Source organism: Actinomyces mediterranea (assembly GCF_900155595.1).
Taxonomy (GTDB): Bacteria; Actinomycetota; Actinomycetes; order Actinomycetales; family Actinomycetaceae; genus Pauljensenia; species Pauljensenia mediterranea.
Genome location: NZ_FTPB01000004.1, coordinates 180,468 through 196,470, shown reverse-complemented (window position 1 = coordinate 196,470; position 16,003 = coordinate 180,468). Strand labels below are relative to the sequence as shown.

General features: G+C 65.4%; 14 protein-coding genes and 3 tRNA genes. 9 read left to right on the top strand and 8 right to left on the bottom strand.

The annotated features are described in order from the left end of the window. The first annotated feature begins 91 nt into the window (after window positions 1–91). The 5 genes from BQ7471_RS04855 (at window position 92) to BQ7471_RS04835 (ending at window position 4,545) form a co-directional block, all read left to right on the top strand. Window positions 92–1,138, top strand: a complete 1,047-nt coding sequence (locus tag BQ7471_RS04855) for a GTP-binding protein (protein ID WP_083663265.1) — start codon at window positions 92–94, stop codon at window positions 1,136–1,138. A 115-nt stretch (window positions 1,139–1,253) separates the two neighbouring features. Continuing rightward, window positions 1,254–1,910, top strand: a complete 657-nt coding sequence (locus BQ7471_RS04850) for an IMPACT family protein (protein WP_076464655.1) — start codon at window positions 1,254–1,256, stop codon at window positions 1,908–1,910. Window positions 1,911–2,129: 219 nt separating this feature from the next. Next, window positions 2,130–3,062, top strand: coding sequence for a cysteine synthase A (gene cysK, locus BQ7471_RS04845; RefSeq protein ID WP_076464654.1), 933 nt, complete (start codon window positions 2,130–2,132; stop codon window positions 3,060–3,062). 179 nt (window positions 3,063–3,241) lie between these two features. After that, on the top strand, window positions 3,242–3,850 hold the full coding sequence (cysE, locus tag BQ7471_RS04840) for a serine O-acetyltransferase (RefSeq protein WP_076464652.1): 609 nt from the start codon (window positions 3,242–3,244) through the stop codon (window positions 3,848–3,850). 203 nt (window positions 3,851–4,053) lie between these two features. After that, window positions 4,054–4,545, top strand: coding sequence for a GNAT family N-acetyltransferase (locus BQ7471_RS04835; RefSeq protein WP_076464651.1), 492 nt, complete (start codon window positions 4,054–4,056; stop codon window positions 4,543–4,545). Between the two features lie 70 nt (window positions 4,546–4,615). On the opposite strand, the gene BQ7471_RS04830 is transcribed toward BQ7471_RS04835, so the two are convergent. Both BQ7471_RS04830 and BQ7471_RS04825 read right to left on the bottom strand, forming a co-directional pair. Beyond that, entirely contained in the window at window positions 4,616–5,578 is a 963-nt protein-coding gene (locus BQ7471_RS04830; protein WP_076464649.1) for an Fpg/Nei family DNA glycosylase, read from the bottom strand. Between the two features lie 77 nt (window positions 5,579–5,655). Next, window positions 5,656–8,586: a leucine--tRNA ligase gene (locus BQ7471_RS04825; RefSeq protein WP_076464648.1), complete on the bottom strand. Its 2,931-nt coding sequence runs from the start codon at window positions 8,584–8,586 to the stop codon at window positions 5,656–5,658. Between the two features lie 200 nt (window positions 8,587–8,786). On the opposite strand from BQ7471_RS04825, the gene BQ7471_RS04820 reads away from it, so the two are divergent. Then, window positions 8,787–9,233 (top strand): HIT family protein, encoded by a 447-nt coding sequence (locus BQ7471_RS04820; protein WP_076464646.1) that lies wholly within the window; start codon window positions 8,787–8,789, stop codon window positions 9,231–9,233. A 39-nt stretch (window positions 9,234–9,272) separates the two neighbouring features. Here BQ7471_RS04820 and BQ7471_RS04815 read toward each other — a convergent pair whose 3' ends face one another. Continuing rightward, entirely contained in the window at window positions 9,273–10,037 is a 765-nt protein-coding gene (locus BQ7471_RS04815) for a metal-dependent transcriptional regulator (protein WP_407922681.1), read from the bottom strand. Between the two features lie 226 nt (window positions 10,038–10,263). Between BQ7471_RS04815 and BQ7471_RS04810 the strand changes: the two genes are divergently transcribed. From BQ7471_RS04810 to BQ7471_RS04800, 3 genes are all read left to right on the top strand, one after another. Continuing rightward, window positions 10,264–10,336, top strand: a tRNA-Lys gene (locus BQ7471_RS04810). 34 nt (window positions 10,337–10,370) lie between these two features. Then, window positions 10,371–10,443: transfer RNA gene (locus tag BQ7471_RS04805), tRNA-Lys, on the top strand. 477 nt (window positions 10,444–10,920) lie between these two features. Further along, window positions 10,921–11,394, top strand: a complete 474-nt coding sequence (locus BQ7471_RS04800; RefSeq protein WP_076464645.1) for a peroxiredoxin — start codon at window positions 10,921–10,923, stop codon at window positions 11,392–11,394. 247 nt (window positions 11,395–11,641) lie between these two features. Here the strand turns inward: BQ7471_RS04800 and BQ7471_RS04790 are convergent. The 5 genes from BQ7471_RS04790 to BQ7471_RS04770 all read right to left on the bottom strand — a co-directional run bounded on the left by BQ7471_RS04790 (window position 11,642) and on the right by BQ7471_RS04770 (window position 15,989). Beyond that, window positions 11,642–11,722, bottom strand: a tRNA-Leu gene (locus tag BQ7471_RS04790). Between the two features lie 110 nt (window positions 11,723–11,832). Next, entirely contained in the window at window positions 11,833–12,951 is a 1,119-nt protein-coding gene (mnmA, locus tag BQ7471_RS04785) for a tRNA 2-thiouridine(34) synthase MnmA (RefSeq protein WP_076464642.1), read from the bottom strand. 49 nt (window positions 12,952–13,000) lie between these two features. Beyond that, window positions 13,001–14,200, bottom strand: coding sequence for a cysteine desulfurase family protein (locus BQ7471_RS04780; RefSeq protein ID WP_076464641.1), 1,200 nt, complete (start codon window positions 14,198–14,200; stop codon window positions 13,001–13,003). Between the two features lie 2 nt (window positions 14,201–14,202). Beyond that, entirely contained in the window at window positions 14,203–15,195 is a 993-nt protein-coding gene (locus BQ7471_RS04775) for an electron transfer flavoprotein subunit alpha/FixB family protein (protein WP_076464639.1), read from the bottom strand. 2 nt (window positions 15,196–15,197) lie between these two features. Beyond that, complete coding sequence (locus BQ7471_RS04770; RefSeq protein WP_076464638.1) at window positions 15,198–15,989, bottom strand: electron transfer flavoprotein subunit beta/FixA family protein; 792 nt, start codon at window positions 15,987–15,989, stop codon at window positions 15,198–15,200. Window positions 15,990–16,003: the final 14 nt, after the last annotated feature.

Below are 16,003 nucleotides of genomic sequence, written 5' to 3'. Positions count from 1 at the left end.
TCCTGTGCGTTCGCACCTTGCGGAACATAGTTATACTATTGAGAACGATTCTCATGCAATTCATGCGACACCATTGTGAGGAAGCTTCGTCATGCGCATTTGCCCACTCTCCGCGTCATCACCAATGATGCGCTCGGCCACAACACTCGCCCTCGCAGACATGTGCCCGATCCTCATGGTCGACATCGACGAGGGCGGAATGTCCATGCGACTCTTCGACGGCTTCGAAGAGACGTTGTCTCGGCGAGTCCCCCTCGCCCACTCATGCATGACCTGCTCCCTACGCGAGGGGATCACCCCATTACTCGAAGAGCTCGGCGAATCGGACATCCCTACGCTCCTGCTCGCCCTTCCCATTGGTGCCGAACTCATGTCGACCGTACCCGCCCTGGTCAACCTCACACTCCCCGACGGCCCATTGGTCGGGATGACGGTGACGAGCGCAGTGCATATCACTGATGCGGACTGCGCTGCGCGCGACATGTTCGAGCACGTACCGCTAGTGGATGTGGGATGCGCACTCTTCGACAACGATGATCGATGCACCGGGGAGATCCTCATGAACTCAGTCGAGTACGCCGACATCGTGTGCGCTCTGGGTTGCGACACGGTCGGGACTGAACTCATCGAGCGCCTTCGACCACTCGACACCCTCATGGTCGCCCATCTCGATCAACTCACCTCCGAAATACTATTCAGCGCCGGACACGACCCCGAGGCCGCCATTGAGCGCATCCACCCCGCCTCCACCCAGGCATGGGGAGGACCGAGCACACACGGTGTATGGACGCTCGATTTGCATTCCGACAAGCCATTCCACCCGCACCGCCTGGCCCGCCATGCGCACGAACTCGCACCACAGGGCATTTGTGCCCGAGGCTGTTTCTGGGTGCCGTCCCGTCCGACAATGGTCGGCACCTGGGAGGTATCGAGCGGCGGTGCATCTATTGGACGGGCAGGTGAGTGGGAGGATGGGGCCTTCACCCATCTCATTGTGACCGGCGTCGGTTCCGATGAGGACCGAAAGGAGATCGCCGAGGCGTTCGGGCGCCTACTCATGACGGATAGTGAGATGGCGGATGCCCTCGCATGGATCGGCGCAGCCGACGGTCTCGACGACTGGTTCGGCGAGGACTGAACACGAAGCCTCCCACTACCACTCATCGGCGCGCCGCATACTGTCTACAATGCGGATTCGGAGCGCTTCGTCGGGCATACTCGTGGTGCATATTCCTTTTCTTTCGGGAGTCGCCATGGCAGCCATTGACACAATCGCGGCCGGAACGCGCATTGAGAACGAGATCGAGATCAAACGGTCCCGGTTCATCACGACTCTCGCCAGAACGGATTCTCCTGCACAGGCCCGCACCCTCATCGATGAGGTAAAGGGAGCGAATCCACAGGCCCGACACAATTGCTCTGCCTTCCTCATCCGCATCCCCGATATGTCCCCGGTCCAGCACTCCAGCGACGACGGCGAACCTGCGGGGACTGCGGGGACGCCAATGCTTGAAGCGCTCCGCCAAGCGGGCGTGTGGAATGTGACTGCGGTCGTCACCCGCTACTTCGGGGGGATTCTGCTCGGCGGCGGCGGCCTGGTGCGAGCCTATTCCTCGTCCGTGTCCCAGGCTCTCGCCCTCGCGCCGAGAGCGCACCTCATCGACCTCGATGTTCTCGAAACGAGTGTCGATCTGGCGCTCGCAGGCAGGGTGGAGGCAGAGCTGCGGCGTGCGGGGGCGCACGTCTTCGACGCTCGGTGGGGCGCTGATCTGACACTGCGCATCGGCGTACCCGAAGGTGATCGTTCAGATTTTGACACACTGCTTGCCGAGATCACGAGCGGTGTTTCACAATTCCACATTTCAGGAAAATACACTATTCAAATAGACGGAGCTGCTCCGCACCCCTAGAGTGGATGCCGTGACAACCACTGACAGCCTTGTTCTTCTTAGCGCACTGCCCATGTGCGCCGCTTCAGTGCGCCCGTGTCCGTGTACATCGGGCGAATGACCGCTTGGACGCCTCTGCGCGTCGTCATTCGCCCTGTGCGGCATCCAGTCCGCTCTTCCACCCGCGCCCCCGTGCGCCCCTATACCTTCAATCCGCACCCCCACTCATCAGGAGAAACCATGTCCCGCATCGCTTCCAGCGTCGCAGACCTCATCGGCAATACCCCCCTCATCCGACTCAACACGGTGACCGGCCCGGGCGTTGATGTCGTCGCCAAAGTCGAAGCCTTCAACCCCGCGTCATCCGTCAAGGACCGTATCGCCCGTTCCATCATCGACGCCGCCGAGGCGTCGGGCGAGCTCTCCCCCGGCGGCACCATCATCGAAGCGACCTCGGGGAATACCGGGATCGCCCTCGCCATGGTCGGCGCTGCACGCGGCTATAGGGTCGTCATCGTCATGCCCGCATCCATGAGCGTCGAGCGGCGCATCATCGTCCGCTCATTCGGTGCCGAACTCGTGCTCACCGACCCCAAGGGCGGCGTCGCCGCAGCAGTCGCCGAGGCCGAGCGCATCCGCGACCAGCGCCCCGGCGCGATCATCGCCTCCCAATTCACCAATCCTGCGAATCCGGCGGCCCACATCGGAGCCACCGGCGAGGAGATCTGGGCGGATACGGACGGTAACGTCGATGTCTTCGTCGCGGGAGTGGGCACCGGAGGCACCATCTCCGGGGTCGGCACCGTGCTCAAGCGCTACAACCCCGATGTGCGTATCATCGCCGTCCAACCGGCCGAGTCACCGCTGCTCACCGGCGGTGCTCCCGCACCCCACGGTATTCAGGGGCTCATGCCGAATTTCCTCCCCGACACCTATGACGCGTCCATCGTCGACGAGGTGATCTCCGTCGACACAGCCACCGCCCTCGCCTTCTCGCGTCGAGCCGCAGCTGAAGAGGGCCTCCTCGTGGGCATCTCCTCGGGCGCCGCCCTCGCGGGCACCGCGCAAGTCGCCGCCCGCCAAGAGTTCGCTGGAAAGAAAATTGTCACCCTGCTCCCCGACACCGGTGAGCGCTACCTGTCGACTGCCCTCTTCGAACATCTCAAGGACTGATCGGCAGGCGCAGTGGGTCGGGGACTTAGCATTCCCGGCCCGCTCGTATCCGCCAGGGGCGCGCTCTGCCGTCCTCGCCGTCGACCTGCACCGATGAAGGATCGGATGGGACGAGCACGAGACGCCGACGCCCGATAGACTCGACCTGTTCGCCCTCATCGGACCAACAAGGACCACTCATGCCAATCAATCCGCGTCGTGCTCTGTCTCTCCTCAAGGAAGACCTTCAGACCGCATGCAAACGCGATCCGGCGGCGACCTCGACGGTTGAAGTGGCCCTCACCTATCCCGGCGTGCACGCCCTGTGGGTGCACCGCGTATCCCACGCTCTGTGGCGTCGGGGCGCGAACCTGCCCGCGCGCATCCTCTCTTCGCTGTCCCGCTCCGTCACCGGCGTCGATATCCATCCCGCAGCCGAGATCGGCCGTCGTGTGTTCATCGACCATGCGACAGGAGTCGTCATCGGTGCCACCACTGAAGTCGGTGAGGACGTCGTCATCTTCCACGGAGTCACCCTCGGAGGCGTGTCGATGTCTCCGGGCAAGCGGCATCCCACTGTCGGCAACCATGTGATGATCGGCGCGGGCGCGAAAGTCCTCGGCCCGATCACCATTGGGGACGGGGTCAAGATCGGCGCGAATGCGGTGGTCACGAAAGACGTGCCCTGCGGCCGGGTCGCCATCGGCGTGCCCGCGCGTCTGCTTCCCAAGCCGGAGCGCGATACCGCCGATCGGGATCTCATCGTCGACCCGTCGTTCTTCCTCGATGAGCCGGAGCTCTATATCTGACAGCCGCTGTGTGATCCCGGCGCCGAGCAACGTGACGCGCAAAATGACCCACGCTTTTCAGTATCCCCTGATTGAGCGCGTGGCGAGGCCTTTTCCGCACTATTCGAACGAATGAAGTCGGTGAAGCGGCCGTCGGGGGCACCTTTGTCATGCCTCCTCGGGGAATGCCGTGGCCTGAGCGCGGCTCCACCTATGCTGGGGGTATGGAACAGCGCACACTTCAGACACAGTTGGATGCGTTGGCCGATGTCGAACGCCCCGCGGGGGTCGAGATCGCAACGCTCACCCGTTACGATATTCCCACGCTCGCGGTCCTCACCCTTGAGGCTTATGGGCGTCCGCTCACCCCCGAGGACGTCATCGAGACCTCGGAGGAACTCCGCATGGTTTTCGAGGGCGCATTCGGCCCCACTACCGAAGACTCATTCGTCGGTGCTTGGGACGGCGGCACCCTCGTCGGTGCGATCCTCGTCGTCCGCGAGTCACCCTGGGATGATGCCCCTGACGGCCCGTTCGTCGTCGACCTCGTCGTCGACCCCGAGTATCGCCGTCACGGTATCGCCACCGCCCTCATTTCCGAGGTTGCCGGCCGGTGCAGGCAATGGGGATTCGATTCCCTCACATTGCGCATCGATAGTCGCCATGATGGCGCCGCCGAGCTGTACAACGTCCTCGGCTTCGAAGACGTCAACTGAGGCCGCTCGGCTCTCAAGGGAACGACCCACCCGTGCGGAGATGGCGCGCACGGGCTGACGTGTGCCCGGACTACCTCTGGCAGGTCGGGCACCAGAACAGGCGCCGCGTCTGCATGAGCGACTCGCGGATGGGCGTGCCGCAGCGCAGGCAGGGCCGCCCCGTGCGATGGTAGACGTACCAGCGCGACGCTTCCTCGTCGCCCTCGATCGGCGGTGTCGGCGCCTCGTCGGGGTCCATCGTCTCGAGCCGTCCGGCAGCAAGCCCACGATTCATGAGGTCGCAGATCAATACCCACAGCGCCCGCAGTCGCTTGACGGAGACATTCACCCCCTTGCGGTAGGGGGAGATCCCGGCGAGGAAAAGCGCATCGGCACGGTAGATATTCCCCACTCCCGCAATGATGGATTGATCCATGACGATCTCCCCGATGGCGCGCTTCTTCGCGTGAGCGACCTCTGCGAAGCGCTGGGCAGCCTCGGCATCGTCGCGCGCCCCCTCGTCGAGAGGATCGGGTCCGAGCCTGGCCTCCACGGCGTCGCGCTGCTCATCCGTGATGAGCTCGCAGCGGTTCGGCCCGACGAGGTCGGCCACCGCATGATCGTTGACGAGGCGCAGCCGGACTTGGCCGACCGGCTCGGGGGGCTCCCATGCGCCCGCCTCCGCTTGGCCGTATCCCTCACCCCAGCGCGTCTCTAAGTGGCCGTCCCACTCGCCGCGGGGAACGGAGGCGATGCGGCGGGCGACCCCATGTCCCTCGTCGAGGAGGGTCTCGTCCCCGTTGAATCTCCACCACCCGTACAAACCGAGGTGGATGTGGACCCACTGGTCGGGCCACGAGCCCGCATTCGCAGGGTCGACGAAGCCGATGAACATGTGTTTGCCACGGACACGCACCCTCTCTAGGAGCAGCCCATCCAGGCGCGCCGCCGATTGGGCGAATCGTCCCTGCGGCGAAGAGGCCTCGACAGACTCTCCAACGAAGAGTTCGTCGAACGTCCCGGCGAGTCGCCGAATCGCATCACCTTCGGGCATGTTCCACTCCCCTGTTCCCCGGTTCGTCTCCGGCGGTGCACACCGCAAAGGCGGGCGCATCCATCACGGCGCGCACGTCACTTCGGAACGACAACGTTCACCAGCGCGGGTGCACGGACGATGACCTTGAGAGGCTCACGCCCATCGAGGGCCTTGAGGATGGGGCCCTGGGCGAGTGCCTGTTCGCGCAGATCATCCTCGGATACCGAGGACGCCACCTCTAGGCGGGCGCGGACCTTGCCGTTGACCTGGACGATGGCGGTGACGGTCTTCTCGACGAGCAGCGACTCGTCCTCGACGACGGGGAAAGGTTCGCGCGCGAGTGACTCGTCGTGGCCGAGGCGCATCCACAACTCCTCTGCGATATGCGGGGCGACCGGGGAGACCATGAGGATGAGCGCTTCAATCGCCTCGCGCGGCACGGACCCCAATTGCGTGAGGTGGTTGTTGAGCACGATGAGTTTCGCGATCGCCGTGTTGATGCGCATATTCTCATACTCGACGGTCACGTCGGCGATCGTGCGCGCGAGCAGTCGCTTCGTCTCCAGGTCGGCGGCGTCGTCAACGACAGTGACCTCGCCGGTCTCTTCATCGAGGGCGTTGCGCCACAGGCGCTGCAAGAAACGCTGCGACCCGACGACGGCGCGCGTCTCCCACGGGCGGGACACATCGAGGGGCCCCATGCTCATCTCGTAGACGCGGAACACGTCGGCGCCGTACGCCTCGTACATCTCATCCGGGGTGACGATGTTCTTCAAGGACTTGCCCATCTTGCCGTATTCACGGGTGACGGCGCCGCCCTCGTAGGTGAACCCGGTGGTCTCGTCCCCTTCGACTGCGTCAGCTGGGACGTATTGTCCGCGAGCGTCCGTGAAGGCGTAGGCCTGGACGTAGCCCTGGTTGAAGAGTGTGTGGTAGGGCTCGGCGTCGGGGACGTGCCCGAGGTCGAAAAGGACTTTCTGCCAGAAACGCGAGTACAGCAGGTGAAGGACCGCATGTTCGACGCCGCCGACGTACAGGTCGGTGCCGCCGGTCGGCTTGCCCTCGCGTGGCCCCATCCAGTACTCGAGGTTCTCAGCAGCGGCCAGAGCATCGGGGTTCGTCGGGTCCGTGTAGCGCATCTCGTACCAGCACGAGCCCGCCCACTGCGGCATCGTATTCGTCTCGCGACGATAGCTGCGGGGACCGTCACCCAGGTCGAGGGTGACATTCACCCATTCCTCGGCGCGTCCCAGCGGTGCCTCCGGAGCGGTTTCAGCGTCTTCGGGATCGAAGGTGCGGGGCGAATAGTCCGACACCTCCGGCAATTCCACGGGCAGTTGGTCTTCGGGCAGCGCGTGGGGCAGCCCTTCCTCGTCCCAGACGATCGGGAAGGGCTCGCCCCAGTATCGCTGACGCGAGAACAGCCAGTCGCGCAGGCGGTAGGTGATGGTGCCGCGGCCCAATCCCTTTGATTCGAGCCAGTCGATCATCACGGCCTTCGCCTCGTCCTTCGCCAGGCCGTCGAGGCTCACCTCGTCGTTGGCGGAGTCCACTGCGACCCCGTCGCCGGTGTAGGCGGATGCGTCGAGATCGTGACTGTAAGGGTCGTCGGCGGGGCCGATGGTGCGGATGATGTCGAGAGCGTAGGCGCGGGCGAATTCCCAGTCGCGGTCGTCGTGCGCGGGGACGGCCATGATCGCTCCCGTCCCGTAGCCCCACAGGACGTAGTCGGCGACGAAGACGGGGACCCGATGACCGTTGACCGGATTGATGCCGAAGAGGCCGGTGAAGACGCCGGTCTTCGTGCGCTCCTCGTCGATGCGCTCCGCCTCCGTCTTGGCCGCCGCTTGGGCGCGGTAGGAGGCGACTGCTTCGGCCGGCGTCGCAGCCCCGCCCGTCCACTCGGGCTTGGTACCCTCGGGCCAGGCGGAGGGAACGGTGAGGGCCTGCTGATCGTCGGCATCGGAGGCGGAGGTGCCGCCCAGGATCGGGTGTTCGGGGGCGACGACCATGAAGGTCGCCCCGAAGAGGGTGTCGGGGCGCGTGGTGTAGACATCGAGGCTCGTCGCCGAGGCTCCTGCGAGGGCGGCGCCGGGAACGTCGAAGCGGACAGTGGCGCCCTCGCTCCGTCCGATCCAGTTGCGCTGCATGGTGCGCACCTTCTCGGGCCAGTCGATGGTGTCGAGGTCGTCTAAGAGGCGCTTGCCGTAGGCGGTGATGCGCATCATCCACTGGCGCAGGTTGCGGGTGAACACCGGGTAGTTGCCGCGTTCGGAGCGGCCGTCTGCGGTGACCTCCTCATTGGCGAGGACGGTGCCCAATCCCGGGCACCAGTTGACGGGGGCCTCCGAGACGTAGGCGAGGCGGAAGGAGTCGACGACCTTCGCGCGCTCCACGCGATCCAGGTCCGTCCAGTCGCGCCCGTCGGGCACGCCGATCACGCCGGCGGCGAGCTTCTCCTCGAGTTCGCGGATCGGACGTGCGGCGCCCTGCGAGCCGTCGGGGGCGCTCGCGTCGGGGTCGAACCAGGAGTTGAAGATCTGCAGGAAGATCCACTGGGTCCAGTGAATATACTCGGTGTCGGTCGTTGCCAGGGAGCGGCGGCGGTCGTGGGACAGGCCGAGGCGGCGCAGCTGACGGCGCATATTCGCGATGTTCTGCTCGGTCGTGATGCGCGGGTGCCGGCCTGTTTGCACAGCGTACTGCTCGGCGGGCAGACCGAAGGCGTCGTAGCCCATCGTGTAGAGGACGTTATCGCCCTTCATCCGCCGGAAGCGGGCGACGGTGTCGGTTGCGATGTAGCCGAGGGGATGGCCGACGTGGAGGCCCTTGCCCGAGGGGTAGGGGAACATATCGAGCAGGAAGAACGGATTGAGCACCGCAAGGGGACCAGCGAATTCCCCCGTCGGATTGTCGGCGTTGAAGGTTCCGCGTTCATCCCAGCGATCCTGCCATGCAGTCTCGATGTCGCCGGCGAGCTTCGCCGTGTACCGAAATGCGGGTTCCGTTCCCGGAGTCTGGCTCATCAGGGCACTCCCCTAGTAATTCTCGACATATGCGGCCACACCAAGGGTAGACCATGGGGTGGAATCATTGCTGCGGCGCCCAGTGGGAGGGCGCTCATAGTCAACTCCGCCGATACCTCGCCTTCAGATGGGCGGCCTGTGGGCGACTCGACTCGCTCGATTCGCGCGCCCGGCGCAGCCGCAAGGGGGACAATGACCCTATGAGCACAGTATTCGAGAAGATCATTTCCGGGCAGTGGGCCGGGCGCTTCGTGTGGGCCGACGACATCTGCGTCGCCTTCGCCACTATTGAGCCGACCTCTCCCGGGCACGTCCTCGTCGTCCCGCGCGAGCCGTACGCCAAGTGGACGGATGCCCCCAGCGATGTGGCCGCGCATCTCATGAAGGTGGCGCGTGTGATCGGCAGCGCCCAGGAGCACGCATTCGGTGTTCCCCGGGCGGGCCTGGTCATCGCCGGCTTCGAGGTGCCGCACACTCACCTGCACGTCATCCCCCTGCGGACCGAGGCCGATGTGCTGCTCTCCGCTGCCTCGCCCGCCTCCGACGCCGACCTCGATGAGGCGATGACCCTCCTCCGCGACGCTCTGCTCGCAGCGGGGCACAGCGTTCACGTGCCTGCTGACATGGGCTCAGCCGCCCAGCGCTGACGTCGACTGTCCGCGTCGCCTCATCAATCGGGCGCGGGGCTACTCCTCGCCGATGAGCGCAACCGAGACGAGGGCGGCGCGTGCCGCGTCGAGTTCCACGACGGTGCCGTCCCCGTCGGATTCGCCGAGCGCCGTGGCGTCAGTCGGGCTGACGAGGACGCGGCGCGCACCACCATCGCCTTCCCCTGCAATGGACACCCACACGTCGAGCCGGATGCCCGCCTCTTCAAGTTCGCGCAGTGCCTGGGGATCGTCGTCGCTGATGCGCGCGACGACCGCGCGCGAGCCCTCGTCGAGGCGCGTGAGCAGGATCATCTCGGGAGTGCGGATTGAACCGTCCTCACCGGGGATCGGATCGCCGTGCGGGTCGCGCGCCGGGTGCCCGAGGGCCTTGTCGAGGTGGCGGAGCAGTCGGTCTGAGACGGCGTGTTCGAGGATCTCCGCCTCCTCATGCACCTCGTCCCACGTGAAGTCCAGCTTGTCGTGCAGATACGTCTCAAGGAGGCGGTGTCGGCGGATCATCCCCAGTGCCACGGCCCTGCCCTGGGCGGTGAGGTGGACTTTGCGATAGGGCTCGTGAGTGACGAGTCCCTGGGCCTTGAGGCGTTGGACATTCTCCGAGGCAGTTGATGCGACGACGCCCATGCGCGCGGCGAGTTCATTGACGGTCAGCCCCGCGTCGGGGGCCGTGGAGTCCGATGGTTCTGAGGACTCGCGCTGCGCATGCTCGCTGGCACTCCAGATCGCTTTGAGATAGTCCTCTGTGACTGCGGAGTGGCGGGCTTGCGCGGTTTGAATCGTCACCTGCTCCTCCTCGGCTCCATGTCTCTGCCGTTCATTGTTGCGCGCCTAGCGCCGGTGCTGCATCCAACTGTAGTGCCGCAGCGGGAGCACGTGCGGGAACATTCAGCCCTCATAGTGCGAGTGCTCCGAGCACAGCCCCCAGCGAATGTGTCCGTATTCTCACCCGGTGTCTTTGCATTGTCCATCCCCGTGGAGCTAGAGTTGTCTTCCGGTCGTTACGACCCCCGCGTCATTAGCTCAATTGGCAGAGCAGCTGACTCTTAATCAGCGGGTTGAGGGTTCAAGTCCCCCATGACGCACAGCTCCACGGCGACGATCTCGCCACGGAGTCCCGCGTCATTAGCTCAATTGGCAGAGCAGCTGACTCTTAATCAGCGGGTTGAGGGTTCAAGTCCCCCATGACGCACTCCGTGAAGTCCCAGGACATTGTTCTGGGACTTCATTGCGTGTCCGGTTCATATCGTTTTCATGTCGTACCCGCCAAAACGCACACAGTTCCAAGAAACCAAAGACGAATTATACAGTTCCCACCCCTGCGAATATTCAGAACCTATCGGTAGGCGCGGGAAGTCTCATGGGTACACTGTGCGCGTTTCAACGGGTTGAGGGTTCAAGTCCCCTCGACGCACCCACGTCGAGGTCACGTCCAGTGGAGTGGTGTAGCGGTTCCTTCGGCTAGGCAGTAGGGGTGAGAAGTTCGGTCACCTCCTCAATGGCGTTGGTGATGGTGGTGGGTCGGCAGTGTGCGAGGACGTCGAGGCCCCCGAATGACAGGAGCGCGAGAGACTTGAGGCTGCGGAGAAGGCGCTCAACGGTCCCCCTCGCTGCAAATCACCCGACTCCTCGCGCGACACCACACCCGCGCGATTCCTACACTGGTCGCATGACCCAACTCGAACCCGGAACGCTCGCCCCCGATTTCACAGTCCAATCCACTCACGGGACCATCACCCTGTCTGACCTCGCAGCAGATTCCGCCCGAGGCGTCATCGTCTACTTTTACCCGAAGGCGTCGACCCCCGGATGCACGAAGGAGGCCTGCGATTTCCGGGACTCTTTGTCCTCCCTCTCCTCAAGCGGCTACGCGGTCGTCGGCGTCAGCGCCGACTCGATGGCGGCACTCGAGCACTTCGCCGTCAAGGAATCGCTGAGCTTCCCTCTGGTCTCCGATCCCGACCACGAGATCCTTCAGGCCTGGGGCGCCTGGGGAGAGAAGAAGAACTACGGGAAGACCTACGTCGGGATCATCCGCTCAACTGTGGTTATCGGCCCGGATCGGGTGGTGCGCCTAGCGCAGTACAACGTCAAGGCGACCGGTCATGTCGCGAGGCTCCGCCGAGACCTCGGACTCGACTGACAGTGATAACAACAACACCGACCCGTGCAGTCGCTGCACGAGGGGTCTCTTTTGTGCTCCCACGCCCGACACTGATCGGGCCCATCTCAATGAACCTCATGGATTTCCGACCTGCTCGCCGCACCGTGTAGAAGTCCCGCCCCCTCGGCGAAGTCGAACAGGATCGGTTCGAACCCGTCGAACCGATCATTCCCGGGGCCTTCGGGAATCGGCACCGCGGCGATGGTGCTGCCGACCGGTGTCTGAGTGCGCGAGATGGGACTCGAACCCACACGTCAAAGACACTGGAACCTAAATCCAGCGCGTCTGCCAATTCCGCCACTCGCGCGTACCGTCCAGTTTACGGGTATCGGCAGCCCGGGGTAAAAAAGCCAGACTGCGCCCGCGGTTCAATCGCCCCGCCACCCGTGCGGGAACGAATCGTGTCCGCCAGTGCTTCTACGCCCTCGTGGACCCGGTGATGGTCCCCTGTCCGAGGACTCGGCTGCCCCTGTACACGACGAGGGATTGGCCTGCAGCGACCCCGCGGATCGGCTCCGCCAGACGCGCTGTCAGCTGTGGGCGCACCCCGCCCTCGTCGCCGTCCGAACCCCCGCTGCGGTTGAGCGAAGCGACGGGGGCGGCTTCGCCATGAGCCCTCACCTGGACGAATAGATCCGCCGGATCCTGTCCATCATCGTCAGGGGCGAGCCACACCGTGTCCGTACAGTCGATCCGCGTGACGCTCAGCAACTCCAATGCGCCGACGACGACCTGATTCGACTCCGGGCGCGTCTCCAGCACGTAGCGGGGCCTCCCATCGGGGGCGGGCCGGTTGATGTTGAGACCCTTCCTCTGGCCGACGGTGTAATTCCAGTACCCCTTATGCGTTCCCAGCACCTCGCCGTCGGGGGTGACGATCTCCCCCTCCGCCGAGCCCAGGTGTGCGCGCAGGAATCCCTGCGTGTCCCCGTCGGGGATGAAGCAGATGTCGTAGGAGTCGGGCTTATTCGATACCCCGAGCCCGAGCCTGTCGGCCTCCGCCCTGACCCACTCCTTGGAGGCCGCATTTCCCAACGGCAGGAGGATCCGGGAGAGTTCCTCGCGCCCGATCACTGCTAGCACATAGGACTGGTCCTTCGCCGCATCCGCAGCGCGATGCAATTCGGGACCGGCCGACCCGTCGACGATCGCAGCGTAGTGGCCGGTGCACACGGCGTCGAAGCCCAGGGCCCTCGCACGTTCGGCGAGTTCGCGGAACTTCACGAACTCATTGCAGCGCACGCACGGATTGGGGGTGTGTCCGAGCTTGTACCGGGAGATAAAGTCGTCGATGACGGTGGCCTCGAACTGTTCGGCGAGATCCCACACGTAGAACGGGATCCCCATGATCTGCGCGGCGCGCGCCGCATCGCCCGCATCCTCGACGGAGCAGCAGCCCCGCGAGCCGATGCGGCACTCCTGTGGCTGCGTCGACAACGCCATATGGACTCCGACGACATCGTGTCCGGCTTCAACGGCCTTGGCTGCGGCAACGGCGGAATCGACTCCGCCGGACAGTGCGGCGAGGACTCTCATGGTCTCCCTCTGGGGTGGGTGGGGCAGGTGGTCTAATGCGAGCGTCGTGTCAGGTCCTCGCCCGGGTGTCGTCGAGGGCGTCGAGGGCGCATCCCGCCTCGATCGCACGCGGCAGAGCCTCAAGGAAGGCGTCGACGTCCTCGTCGGTCGTATCCGGGCCCGTGGAGACGCGCAGGACTCCGAGGGCCTGCTCCTCGGACGCGCCCATCGCGAGGAGCGCCTTCGACGGCCTCGTCACGCCCGCATGGCAGGCCGAGCCGACGGACACGAGGACGTCTGCCGCATCCATCGCCATGAGCACGGTCTCGGGATGGCGGGTGGGGATCGACACGTGGATGATCGACGCGACACTCGCCGACTGATCGACGGTGAGGCGGGCTGACGGGGGCAGCCCCTGGGCGAGCCTGGTGCGCAGGGCGCTCGCACGGCGGCGCCACTGGTCGCGCCCGGCGACTGCCGCCTCGAGGGCCGCGGCGAGGGCGCAGGCTCCTGCGGCATCGGGTGTCCCCGACCGCAGGCCCCGCTCGTGTCCGCCGCCGGGACGGTCCGTCTCCAGCGGAATTCCCCGCTTCGCGCATATGACCCCCGTGCCGACGGGGGCTCCGATTTTGTGTCCACCGACCGACATGAGGTCGACGCCGAGGCCAGCGAAGGAGACGTCGAGGAGTCCGATCCCCTGTGCGGCGTCGGTGTGGACGAGAGGGCGCTCGGGCGGACGCTGTCCTCCGCTTCCGAGTGCGCTGACGAGGCGCTCGACCGGTTGGACCGTTCCGACTTCGGAGCTGACGAGGACGCAGGATGCGAGGGCGAGGACGTCCGACATCTGCGCAAGCCGGTCAGTGTCGATGACCGCCACCCCGTCGGAGCCGACGGGAAGCGCATCAACGGAGAAGCCCTCGCGGGCGAGGGTCGAGGACTGCTCCGCGACAGAGTCGTGCTCGATCCCCGAGAGGAGGACCCGTTTGCGCGACGCATCGAGGGAGCGGATGGCGCGCGCACCCCCTGCGATTGCGAGGGCGTTGGACTCGGTAGCACCGGAGGTGAAGACGACTTCGGCGCGCTGCGCCCCCAGCGCCGCAGCCACTCTTTCACGAGCATCCTCAAGCATGAGGCGCGCCCTCCTGCCGCCCGAGTGCAGAGCCGCCGGGTTGCCGGGCTGGTCCATCAGGTCGCGCTGCGCGCGCGTCCACGCCTCGAGGGAGACGGGCAGAATCGGCGTGGTCGCAGCGTGATCGAGGTAATGGGCCACTGTCAGGCGCGCGCTTCCGCAATCGCCTCGAGGGCCGCGGGAACGACCTCGAAGATATCCCCGACGACGCCGAAGTCCGCGATCTCAAAAATCGGGGCATCCGGGTCATCGCAGACGGCGACGATATGCTGGGCCGACTGCATGCCGACGGTGTGGTGGATCGCGCCGGACACGCCCAGCCCGATGTAGACATTCGGCGAGACGGATACACCGGTCTGCCCGATCTGAAGCGAACGCGTCGCCCACCCTTCATCGCAGACGACGCGAGTCGCGCCCACGGCTGCATCGAAGGCATCGGCGAGTTGTTCGGCGATCGCCATATCGCCGCCGACTCCCCTGCCCGCGACGACGACAGTCGACGCATCGGTGAGGGGGACGCGCCCATCGGAGTCCAGTGCCGATGACGAGACGACGGCGACTGCGGCCGCCTCCGCGGAGGGGCAGACGGCGACGGACTGTACTCGGGGCGCCGCAATAGAAGCGGCATTGGCCTCATCGACACTGCCCGGGCGCACGGTGATGACGGGGAGTCGGCCCTGGACGCGGATGCGCGTCGACCATGTGCCCGCGAGCGCGGTGGTAGTCGCCACGACTGTTCCGTCGACAATCTCCACGCAGACTGCGTCCGCCACGACGCCGGAGTCCGTGAGGGTCGCGATGCGCGAGGCGACCTCGCGGCCGCGGTAGGTTGAAACGATGAGGAGCGCTCTGAAGGAGTCGGTGTCCAGGCACGCGGCGACGGCATCGGCGACGACGGCACTGACCCGTGGGGCTGCGTCGGGTAGCGCCGGGGTGAGGACCGTTGCCGCACCGAAGCGGGCAAGCGCGTCGAGGTCGGGGGCACCGGTCAATGAGATCGCAGTGACGGGCGCCGTGGAGAGGGTGCGCGCGAGTGTGAGGATCTGCGCGGATGCGGGGGTGAGGGTCCACCCGTCGGCATCGGAGCCCGAATGGTCGACGAGGACGAGGAGGGGGGCGTTGGTCGTATCCGTCATTGTCACTTCACCACTTCCAGGAGGTAGGCGGCCAGGCGCTTGCCGGCGTCTCCAGAATCCGGAATGATCGTTCCCGCCCCGTCGCGCGTCACTTCATTCGCCTCGATCACGGTGATGAGGCTGGGGTGTTCGGCGATGAGGGAGCCGCATTCAGTTCCCTCGACCTCGTCGAGGCCCCACGTGTCGAGCGGCTTCTTGCGCGCGGCCTTCATCGCGGCGAAGGCCGGGTAGCGCGGCTCGTTGAGCTGGTCGGTGACCGAGATGACGGCGGGCAGCGGCGCCATGAGGACATCGTCGTATCCGTCGGCGTTGCGCTCGATCGTGGCGGTGTGCGCCGCGGTGTCGACCCTGAGCCCGTGGGCTAGGCCGAGCAGGGGCATGTGCAGGCGCGTCGCGAGCGCCGCGGGGAGCAGGGAGGTCATGGAGTCGAGGGACGCCATGCCGGTGATCACCATGTCGATGGGTTCTTCTTCTGCAAGCATCTGAATGGCGGCTGCGAGGACCAGTGCCGTTACTCCGGCGTCAGCGCCGACTAGGCGCTCGTCGGTGATGAGAAGACCGCGATCAGCGCCTTTTTGGAGCGCTGAGAAGACTGCGTCTTCGGCGTCCTCGGGACCCATGGTGAGGGCGATGACCTCGCCGCCGTGCTCTTCGACGAGTTGTACAGCCGCTTCGACGGCGTTCTCGTCGAGTTCGTTGAGGACGTCGTCCTCGCCGCGCACGAGACGGCCGTCTTCGAATCGACGTTCGGACTGCGCGTCCGGAACGTGCTTCACGCATACCACAATTCTCATGGCTCAAGCGTGCC

What these genes read in the sequence shown, in the direction of transcription:
- BQ7471_RS04835 (WP_076464651.1), top strand. Translation starts at nt 4,054, where the DNA reads ATGGAACAGCGCACACTTCAGACACAGTTGGATGCGTTGGCCGATGTC.
- BQ7471_RS04830 (WP_076464649.1), bottom strand. Translation starts at nt 5,578, where the DNA reads ATGCCCGAAGGTGATGCGATTCGGCGACTCGCCGGGACGTTCGACGAA.
- BQ7471_RS04770 (WP_076464638.1), bottom strand. Translation starts at nt 15,989, where the DNA reads ATGAGAATTGTGGTATGCGTGAAGCACGTTCCGGACGCGCAGTCCGAA.
- mnmA (WP_076464642.1), bottom strand. Translation starts at nt 12,951, where the DNA reads ATGAGAGTCCTCGCCGCACTGTCCGGCGGAGTCGATTCCGCCGTTGCC.
- BQ7471_RS04775 (WP_076464639.1), bottom strand. Translation starts at nt 15,195, where the DNA reads ATGACGGATACGACCAACGCCCCCCTCCTCGTCCTCGTCGACCATTCG.
- cysK (WP_076464654.1), top strand. Translation starts at nt 2,130, where the DNA reads ATGTCCCGCATCGCTTCCAGCGTCGCAGACCTCATCGGCAATACCCCC.
- BQ7471_RS04825 (WP_076464648.1), bottom strand. Translation starts at nt 8,586, where the DNA reads ATGAGCCAGACTCCGGGAACGGAACCCGCATTTCGGTACACGGCGAAG.
- BQ7471_RS04850 (WP_076464655.1), top strand. Translation starts at nt 1,254, where the DNA reads ATGGCAGCCATTGACACAATCGCGGCCGGAACGCGCATTGAGAACGAG.
- BQ7471_RS04800 (WP_076464645.1), top strand. Translation starts at nt 10,921, where the DNA reads ATGACCCAACTCGAACCCGGAACGCTCGCCCCCGATTTCACAGTCCAA.
- BQ7471_RS04820 (WP_076464646.1), top strand. Translation starts at nt 8,787, where the DNA reads ATGAGCACAGTATTCGAGAAGATCATTTCCGGGCAGTGGGCCGGGCGC.
- cysE (WP_076464652.1), top strand. Translation starts at nt 3,242, where the DNA reads ATGCCAATCAATCCGCGTCGTGCTCTGTCTCTCCTCAAGGAAGACCTT.
- BQ7471_RS04855 (WP_083663265.1), top strand. Translation starts at nt 92, where the DNA reads ATGCGCATTTGCCCACTCTCCGCGTCATCACCAATGATGCGCTCGGCC.